Origin of the sequence: Streptomyces nanshensis (assembly GCF_001751255.1) — a bacterium.
GTDB classification, from domain to species: Bacteria; Actinomycetota; Actinomycetes; order Streptomycetales; family Streptomycetaceae; genus Streptomyces; species Streptomyces nanshensis_A.
Genome location: NZ_LJGW01000704.1, coordinates 1 through 8,624, shown reverse-complemented (window position 1 = coordinate 8,624; position 8,624 = coordinate 1). Strand labels below are relative to the sequence as shown.

6 protein-coding genes are annotated in these 8,624 nt (G+C 70.8%); 5 read left to right on the top strand and 1 reads right to left on the bottom strand.

Annotated elements, in window-relative coordinates; genetic code table 11:
- Positions 1-574: 574 nt before the first annotated feature.
- From AN218_RS32345 to AN218_RS32325, 5 genes are all read left to right on the top strand, one after another.
- Entirely contained in the window at positions 575-1,897 is a 1,323-nt protein-coding gene (locus AN218_RS32345) for an ABC transporter substrate-binding protein (RefSeq protein ID WP_338059658.1), read from the top strand.
- A gap of 604 nt (positions 1,898-2,501) precedes the next feature.
- Complete coding sequence (locus AN218_RS32340) at positions 2,502-3,371, top strand: HalD/BesD family halogenase (RefSeq protein ID WP_070020587.1); 870 nt, start codon at positions 2,502-2,504, stop codon at positions 3,369-3,371.
- Between the two features lie 106 nt (positions 3,372-3,477).
- Positions 3,478-4,437, top strand: a complete 960-nt coding sequence (locus AN218_RS32335) for a class I SAM-dependent methyltransferase (RefSeq protein ID WP_070020586.1) — start codon at positions 3,478-3,480, stop codon at positions 4,435-4,437.
- Positions 4,434-6,266, top strand: a complete 1,833-nt coding sequence (locus tag AN218_RS32330) for a choline/carnitine O-acyltransferase (RefSeq protein ID WP_070020585.1) — start codon at positions 4,434-4,436, stop codon at positions 6,264-6,266. Before AN218_RS32335 ends, AN218_RS32330 begins: the two co-directional genes overlap by 4 nt.
- Positions 6,267-6,567: 301 nt before the next feature.
- Complete coding sequence (locus tag AN218_RS32325) at positions 6,568-7,746, top strand: acyl-CoA dehydrogenase family protein (protein ID WP_244900895.1); 1,179 nt, start codon at positions 6,568-6,570, stop codon at positions 7,744-7,746.
- Positions 7,747-7,779: 33 nt separating this feature from the next.
- Here AN218_RS32325 and AN218_RS32320 read toward each other — a convergent pair whose 3' ends face one another.
- Positions 7,780-8,475 carry a class I SAM-dependent methyltransferase gene (locus AN218_RS32320; protein ID WP_070020583.1) on the bottom strand — a complete coding sequence of 232 codons (696 nt, stop codon included), beginning with the start codon at positions 8,473-8,475 and terminating at the stop codon, positions 7,780-7,782.
- Between the last annotated feature and the right edge of the window lie 149 nt (positions 8,476-8,624).

Below are 8,624 nucleotides of genomic sequence, written 5' to 3'. Positions count from 1 at the left end.
GGCCGTGTTCGCGTACTGTCAACTACCCTTCGCATTCTGGTCGTTCACCGGCTTCAGCGCCTTCATGACGTTTCCGGCACCGGGTTTCCTTCACGGCTTTTCCCGGCGAAAGCCGTAAGCGGTCGCTCGTCACCCGCGACCCGCGAGTAGATTTTTGCTCCGCATTTCGGCGCAACCGTTTTCCCGGGCTGCCGACTGCACTACGTTGTCATCCGCGTACACCCCGCGAACCGGTCGGGTCAGACCAGCCCGTCTGACGGTTCTCCCGTGACGGGTCAGACCTGCGCCGTGAGCGTGCCCGTACGGAGGGCAGCCTGCGCTCACTGGAGACGCCCGCCCGAAAGCTCCATCTTCGCGTGGCGACGGACAGTTGAACAGCGAGCCCATGCAGCGCCCCGGGCCAGGCTCACGCACGATGCCGTACGCGCTCCCGACCCGTCGGCGGCTGCTCCGCGACAGCACTTCCGGCTCCACTGCGCATCGGTGGATCGGCGACTTCAGCACCCGCGTTAGCTGCCTCGAGAGAGAAATCATGAAAAGACCTCGCATTGCGGTATCACGCCTTGCGGCCGCCGTGGCCGCGCTCGCCGTCACGGCGACCGCTTGCAGCGGCCTGAACAGCGCATCCGGTGAACAGCAGTTCAGCGGCCAGACCCTCACGGTTGCCGGCACCTGGAACGGCGCCGAGGGGAAGAACTTCCGAAAGGTGCTCGACGGCTTCACCAAGAAGACCGGCGCCAAGGTGAAGTTCCTCTCCAGCCGTGCGCAAGGCCGTGACGACTTCGCCCTGTTCATCCGCGACCTGCGCAAGAACGGCAAGACGCCCGACGTGGCGATGGTGCCGCAGGTGGGCGTGCTCCAGCAGTTCGCCCAGAAAGGCTGGCTGGAACCGCTGCCACCGCGGGTCGAGTTGGAAGCCGCCCGCAACTTCGCGCTGGTGTGGCAGAACTACGGGAGCGTACGGCGCATCTTCTACGGGCTCTATTTCAAGGCGTCGCACAAATCGACCGTCTGGTACAGCCCGAAAGCCTTCGAGAAGGCGGACGTGGAGCCCCCGAAGGACTACAAGGAGATGATCGCGAACGGCCAGAAGCTCGCCGACTCGGGCACGCCCGCATTCTCCGTCGCGGGCAAGGACGCCTGGCCGCTCACCGACTGGTTCGAGAACATCTATCTGGCCCAGGCCGGACCCGCCAACTACGCGAAGCTGGCGACGAACGAGATCGGCTGGCAGGACCCGACCGTCATCAAGGCCCTGAAGACCTTCGGCAAGCTGTTCAAGGGCGACGACCTGGTGGCCGGCGGCGGCGCGGAGGCCCTGCGCACCGATCTGAACGAGTCCGTGGGCGCCGTCTACGGCAAGAACCAGAAGGCCGCGATGGTCTACGAGGGCGACTTCGTGGCCGGGATCATATCCGGGGAGTTCAACCGCAAGGTCGACAAGGAGGCGAACTTCTTCGACTTCCCGCCCATCGCCAAGGACAAGCAGGCGCCCGTCATCAGCGGCGGCGACGCGGCGGTGGCCATGAAGAAGGGCAAGCAGCAGGAGGACTTGGCGATGTCCTTCATCGAGTATCTCGCCAGCCCGAAGGCCGCCGAGATCTGGGCCAAGCAGGGCGGATTCCTCTCGCCCAACATCAATCTGAACCTCCAGGCCTACCCGGACGAGACCACCCGCAAGGTCGCCAAGTCGCTCGTGGACGCGGGCGAGGCCGTGCAGTTCGACATGTCCGACCAGGCGCCGGCCGACTTCGGCGGTTCGGCCGGCAAGGGCGAGTGGCAGCTCCTCCAGGAGTTCATCCGCGACCCCTCGGACCCGGAGGCGACGGCACGCAAGCTCGACCAGGCCGCGTCGAAGGCGTACTTGGACGCATCGGCCACCGGCACGGCGGGCTGATCCGCCACCGGACCCGGCACGACAGACGCACGACACAGCACCACCGGCACGACACAGCACCACCCGCACGACAGGCACAACAGGCACGGCACAGCTCGGCGCGGAGCGCGGCGTCGACGCACACAGCACGATCCCGTACGGCCGCGTACGACGGATGACGCGGCGTACGACCCGTACGACCCGTACGGCACAGCCGGGGACGGACCACCGCCACCGGGACGGGCAGCGGCACCCGCCGCTCCCGCTCCCGCACCGCACGGTCCGCCCCGGCTGTCTCCTTCGCGGCCGTGCCGTTCACAGCGGGGCCGTTCGCAGCCGTGCCGTTCCCGGGCGCCGTCACCGCCCGCGCCGGCCCGCCGCTCCCCGTCCGCATATGACGACCGTGTGACGAGTCACAGACAACGACCCCACGGATGTGGGAGCTTCAACTCCGTTACTCATCAGTAGAGTTGGGGAGATCCCCAGGGCGAGGTCCGGTCGGTACAACGGGCCGCACCGGCAGCCCGCCGCCTCCGCGCGGCGCGCCGGGCGGCACCTGCGTCACCGCGCGGACGCCGTGCCCGGGACGCCCGCGACGGCCGGCCTTCAGGCGGGAGAGGATCGGATGAGCACTTCGGAAGTCACCACACTCGAGGAACTGGTCGACACCGACCGGTACCCCCTCGCGGACCTCGACGGTGCCGGAGGACGTGCCGTCCTCGACCGTGCCAGGGCGGAACTGCTGGCCGACGGCTGCACCGTACTGCCGGACTTCATCCGGCCGTCGCTCCAGGAGACGCTCCAGCGGCAGTGCGCGCAGATCGCGCCGCGGGCGCACTTCGACGTCGCGACCGTCAACGTCTACAACATGGCCGTGGGCCCCGAACTGCCCGAGGACCACCCGGGACGCATCGCCTTCGAGCGGGGCAACGCCTTCGTGCCGCGCGACCGCATCCCCGCCGGCTCGCTCATCAGCCGTCTCTACTCCGACGCGGCGTTCCAGCGCTTCATCGCCCGCTGCTTCGACCTGGAGGCGCTGCACGAACTGGCCGACCCGCTCTCCGGGCTCGTGCTCAACGTCGTCGAGCCCGGCATGGAACACCCCTGGCACTTCGACACCAACGAGTTCACCGTCAGCATGCTCACGCAGGAGGCGGAGCAGGGCGGGGTCTTCGAGTACTGCCCGGGCATCCGCTCCGCCGAGGAGGAGAACTTCGACGCCGTACGGGACGTCATCCAGGGCGGCGGCGAACAGACCGCCCGGCGGCTGCCCCTGCGACCCGGCGACCTCCAGCTCTTCAAGGGACGCTTCTCGCTGCACCGCGTGAGTCCCGTACGGGGCGAACTCGCCCGCCACTCGGCGATCTTCGCCTACAGCGAGCGGCCCGGCGTCGTGGGGAGCGTGGCACGGACCCGGCAGCTCTTCGGGCGGGTGCTGCCGGAACATCTGGAGGCGGCCGAGCGCGCTGTACGCGGCGACCGGCTGCTCGACTGACCCGGCGCGGGCGGCGGTCCGGCCGGCCCGGACTCCCCGCACCACGCCGTGACGTCACCGCGCACCGCGCCGTGACGTCACCCCGCCACCCCCACAGGAGCCCTCCGTGCGCTTCGACGCCACCGGAAAAGTCACGCTCGACCACATCTACAACCAGCCCGATCCCCGGGCCTACTTCAGGGAGCTGCGCCAACTCGACTACTGCGTGCCGCAGCAGGCCAAGCCGTACTTCGCGAAGCTCATCGAGGAGTACCGCGACGTGCGGCGGGTGCCGGTGCCGAAGGTGCTCGACATCGGCTGCTCGTACGGCATCAACGCCGCGCTGCTCAAGTACGACGTCACCATGGACGCCCTCTACGCCCGCTACTGCGACGAGCACGCCGAGGGCGAGCGCGGCACCGAGGAGTCCCCCGAGGCGCTGCTGGCCCGCGACCGCAGGCTGGCACGCGCGCACCGTCCGGTGCGTCCCGTGCGCGTCGTCGGCCTGGACACCTCCGGGAGCGCGCTCGCGTACGGGCTGGAGGCGGGCTTCCTCGACGACGTCGTCCACGCCGACCTGGAGCGGGACGAGCCGACGCCGCGGCAGCGCGAGCTGTTCGCCGGTGCGGATCTGATGATCTCGACCGGCTGCGTCGGGTACGTCACCGAGCGCACGCTGACGCGTATCGTCCGCTCCATGGGCGAACACCGGCCCTGGATGGCGCACTTCGTGCTCCGCATGTTCCCCTTCGACCCGGTCGAGCGGGCGTTGGAGGAACTGGGATACAGCACCGTCTGCGCCGACGACGTCTTCCGGCAGCGCCGCTTCGCCTCGCCGCAGGAGCAGACGCAGGTGCTGGAGACCATGAAGGACGCCGGGATCGACGCGGACGGTCTGGAGGCGGACGGCTGGCTCCACGCGCGGCTGTATGTTTCCCGTCCGGCCGGCACCGCCGGCTGGCCCTGGTCCCCGGCACGCCTCGCACGCGCGACCGAGGCCACGCCGTCGGGAGCCGCGGCGGCGGAACGGGCCCCGGCACCGGCAGCAGCACCACCCACCGACGAGCCGAAGAGAGAGCGCAATTGAACACCAGTCAGGAAAGCGCGGCGCAGGGAAGCGCACCGACCACCCCGACCTTCGCGCGGGAGGACTCCCTGCCGCGTGTGCCGCTGCCGACGCTCGAGGAGAGCTGCGAGAGGTTCCTCGCCTGGTGCGCGCCGCTGCTCCCGCCCGGCGAGGTCGGTGCGACGAAGGACGAGGTGACGGCGTTCCTCGCGCCCGACGGGCCGGGGCGGGTGCTCCAAGGCGCGCTGGAGGAGTACGACTCCTCGCCGGGCGTGCACAGTTGGCTCGACACCTTCTGGCCGTACCGCTATCTGGGGCGGCGTGACCGCATCGCGCTGAACGCCAACTTCTTCTTCCTCTTCCAGGACTCGGACGAGCAGCAGGTCGAGCGCGCGGCCGGACTCGTCGCGGGCGCCCTCGACTTCAAGCGGCAGGTCGACGAGGAGCGGATCCCGCCCGTCGTCCAGCGGGGCGTGCCGCAGTCGATGGAGCAGCTCAAGTACCTCTTCTCCAGCACCCGCATCCCCGGCGTCGAGCAGGACACCTCGCGCACGCCGTACTCGCCCGAGCGGCCCGGTCCCTCGCGGGCGCGGCACATCCTGGTCTTCTTCCGCGGCAACCTCTTCCGCATGGACGTCGTCGGCGAGGACGGCGCCCCCTACAGCCTGGAGGACCTCCAGGCGGGGCTGCGCGCGGTGATGAAGGCCGGTGCCGAACCGGCCGCGGACGACGGGCGCGTGGGGCATCTGACGACGATGGCCCGCGCGGAGTGGGCCAGGGCGCGGATGGCGCTGCTGGACTGCGACCCGGGCAACGCGCACGCGCTGGAGACCGTCGAGGACGCGCTGTTCTGCCTGTGCCTGGAGGACTTCGCCCCGGCCGGGGTGCAGGAGGCGTGCGACGAGCTGCTGTACGGCGACCGCGGGAACCGCTGGTTCGACAAGGCGGTCTCCTTCGTCGTCTTCGAGGACGGCCGCGCGGGGCTGAACGTCGAGCACTGCCAGCTCGACGGCACCACCATCCTCAGCTTCGTGGACGCGCTGCTGCCCGTGCCGGCGGCGGAGCACTCCGAGCGGTCGGGGGCGCGCGCTCAGGGACAGCCGGCGGCAGAGCCGGTGGACTTCCGGCTGGACGGTGCGCTGCGCGGGCAAGTGCTCGCCGCCGCCGAGTCGTTCGCGGAGTACGGGCGGGCGACGGCGACCCGTACGGTCACCTTCGACGACTTCGGCAGCAACGACGCGAAGGCGCTGGGCGTCTCCCCGGACGCCTTCGTCCAGATCGCCTACCAGCTCGCGCACCGGCGGGCCAAGGGGCGGCTGGGCGCCACGTACGAGTCGATCGCCACGCGGCAGTACAAGCACGGCCGTACGGAGGCGATGCGCGTCATCACGCCGCAGATGTACGCGTTCGTGGACGAGATGGAGGACCCGGAGGCCGACCGGGAGTCCCGGCGTGCCGCCTTCCGGGCCGCCGCGGAGGCGCACGTACGGCGGGCCAAGGAGTGCCAGGCGATCGAGGCGCCCGAACAGCACCTGTGGGAGCTGGAGTTGATCCAGCGGCGGCGGGGCGCGGAGCTGGGCGTCACGGAGCAGCCGGCGCTCTACCGCAGCCCAGGGTGGCTGACGATGCGCGACGACTATCTGAGCACCAGCTCGGCGCCGTCCGTCAACATCCAGTTCTTCGGCTTCGGTTCGACGAGCAGCCGGTGCATCGGGATCGCGTACGTGCTGCTGCCGGAGCGCTTCAATCTCTATCTGAGCACGCCGGAGACGGTCGCGGACCAGATGCACACCTTCGCGGACGCGCTCCGTGAGGCGGTGGCCGAACTGCGGGAGCTGCTCGCGGAATAGCCCGCGGGCGGAGATCCCGCCGAGCGGGAAGAGGTGCGCGGCGACGGGCCGGTGCCGGTGCGTCCGGCGCCGGCCCGTCGCACGCGGCGGCCCGGTCAACGCCGCGGCGCCCCACGAAAGTTGAGCAGGCCCCGGTGCCGCACACGGGCTGAGCAGCGGCGACCTCGGCCGCGGCGCCGGATCGGCTCCTTGTGACATCCGGACGACAGGCTTAGCGTCTGGATCACGCAGAACCCGACGCCGACCACCGCTTCCGTACCCCTTCCGTACCCCACTGGACGAGGAGAGCCCCGTGCCGCCCGTGACGCCTCAGACCCCGCTCGGCCTCTTCGGCACCGACGCCCTGATCGGCGAGGAGGACCGCGCGATCCGGGACACCGTACGGCAGTACGTCGCGGAGAAGGTGCGGCCCCACCTCGGCGACTGGTACGAGGCGGGCTCCGTCCCGGCGCGCGAACTCGCCCGGGAACTGGGCGCGTTGGGCGTCCTCGGCATGCATCTGGAGGGCTACGGCTGCGCCGGTACGAGCGCCACCGCCTACGGACTGGCGTGCATGGAGCTGGAGGCGGCGGACTCCGGGCTGCGTTCGCTGGTCTCGGTGCAGGGCTCCCTGGCCATGTTCGCGATCTGGAAGTACGGCAGCGAGGAGCAGAAGCAGCGGTGGCTCCCGTCGATGGCGGCGGGCGAGGCCGTCGGCTGCTTCGGCCTGACGGAACCGGACTTCGGCTCCAACCCGGCCGGGATGCGCACCCGCGCCGTGCGCGACGGCTCGGACTGGGTGCTCGACGGCACCAAGATGTGGATCACCAACGGCTCGGTCTCCGACGTCGCCGTGGTGTGGGCGCGTACGGACGACCCGGGCGAGAAGGTGCGCGGCTTCCTCGTACCGGCCGGCACACCGGGCTTCTCGGCGCCCGAGATCAAGAAGAAGATGTCGCTGCGCGCCTCGGTGACCTCCGAACTCGTCCTGGACGGGGTGCGGTTGCCCGAGTCGGCGGTGCTCCCCGGCGCCATCGGCCTCTCGGGTCCGCTCTCCTGTCTCAACGAGGCCCGCTACGGCATCGTCTTCGGCGCGCTGGGCGCCGCGCGCGACTGTCTGGAGACCACCCTCGACTACGCCCGCAGCCGTGAGATCTTCGACAAGCCGCTCGCCGCCTACCAGCTCTCACAGGCCAAACTCGCCGACATGTCACTGGAGTTGGGCAAGGGCATGCTGCTGGCGCTCCATCTGGCGTCGCTCAAGGACGCCGGGACCCTGCGGCCCGAACAGGTCAGCCTCGGCAAGCTCAACAGCGTCCGCGAGGCGATCGCCATCGCACGCGAGTGCCGCACGATGCTCGGCGCGGCCGGGATCACCCTGGAGTATCCGGTGCTGCGGCACGCCAACAACCTGGAGTCGGTGCTGACGTACGAGGGCACCTCCGAGGTGCATCAGCTCGTCATCGGGCAGGCCCTGACCGGAGAATCGGCCTTCCGCTGACCGGCGGCCCCGGCTCGCCGTTCCTGGCCCGCCTCACCGCCCCTGCCCGGGGCCGGACTGGCGGCGGGCGACGAGCTGGACGCTGCGCGTTCTCTCGCCGCGGTGCAGCGTGGCCGTCTCCTTCTGGTGCTCCTCCTCGACGGCGAAGCCGTGCGCCCACAGCAACTCCCGCAGCTCCTCCGGCCGGTGGTGCCGGAAGAGCCCGCCGTCGGGCGTGGTGAAGACGCCGTAGGGGCGGCCGGGTTCGGCGGCCGCGGCCTCGTCGTAGCGCCGTACGTGGTGCGCGTCGCTCTGCAGCGGTACGTCGCTGAGGTGGAGCACCCCCGACGGCCGTACGAGACGGGCGAGTTCGGCGAGCAGCGCGCCCTGGTCGGCGTCGTCGGTGACGACCCCGAGGACGACGAAGAGCAGCGCCGCGTCGAAGGTGCCGTCCTCGAAGGGCAGGGGCAGCGCGTCGAACTGCCGCAGCGGCAGCCCCGGATGCTCCCGCCGTCCGCGCTCGATCAGCGCATGGGAGGGGTCCACCCCGTGGACGTCGCGGTAGCCCAGCTCCGCGAGCCGCGCGGTGAGCCGCCCGTACCCGCATCCGTAGTCGAGGATCCGCGCGTCACGCGGCACATACCGCTCCAGCAGCGCGGGGTCGAGGGGGTGGGTGAAGGTCTTCGTGGCGCCGGTGCCCTCCCAGAATCCGTGCACGGCGGGACGCGTGGGGTGCTCGGATCGCGACATGCCGGAAGGCTACCGGGGCCGCCCGCCGCGCCGCCGCGCGAATTCCGGCCGCTCCGAGGCATGTTGGGGCCGCGGACGAGACCGCGTGCGGGTGGAGAGTTCGTGCGGCGCGTACGCGCCGACGGCCGCGGGCCGCACCCCCGTCGCCA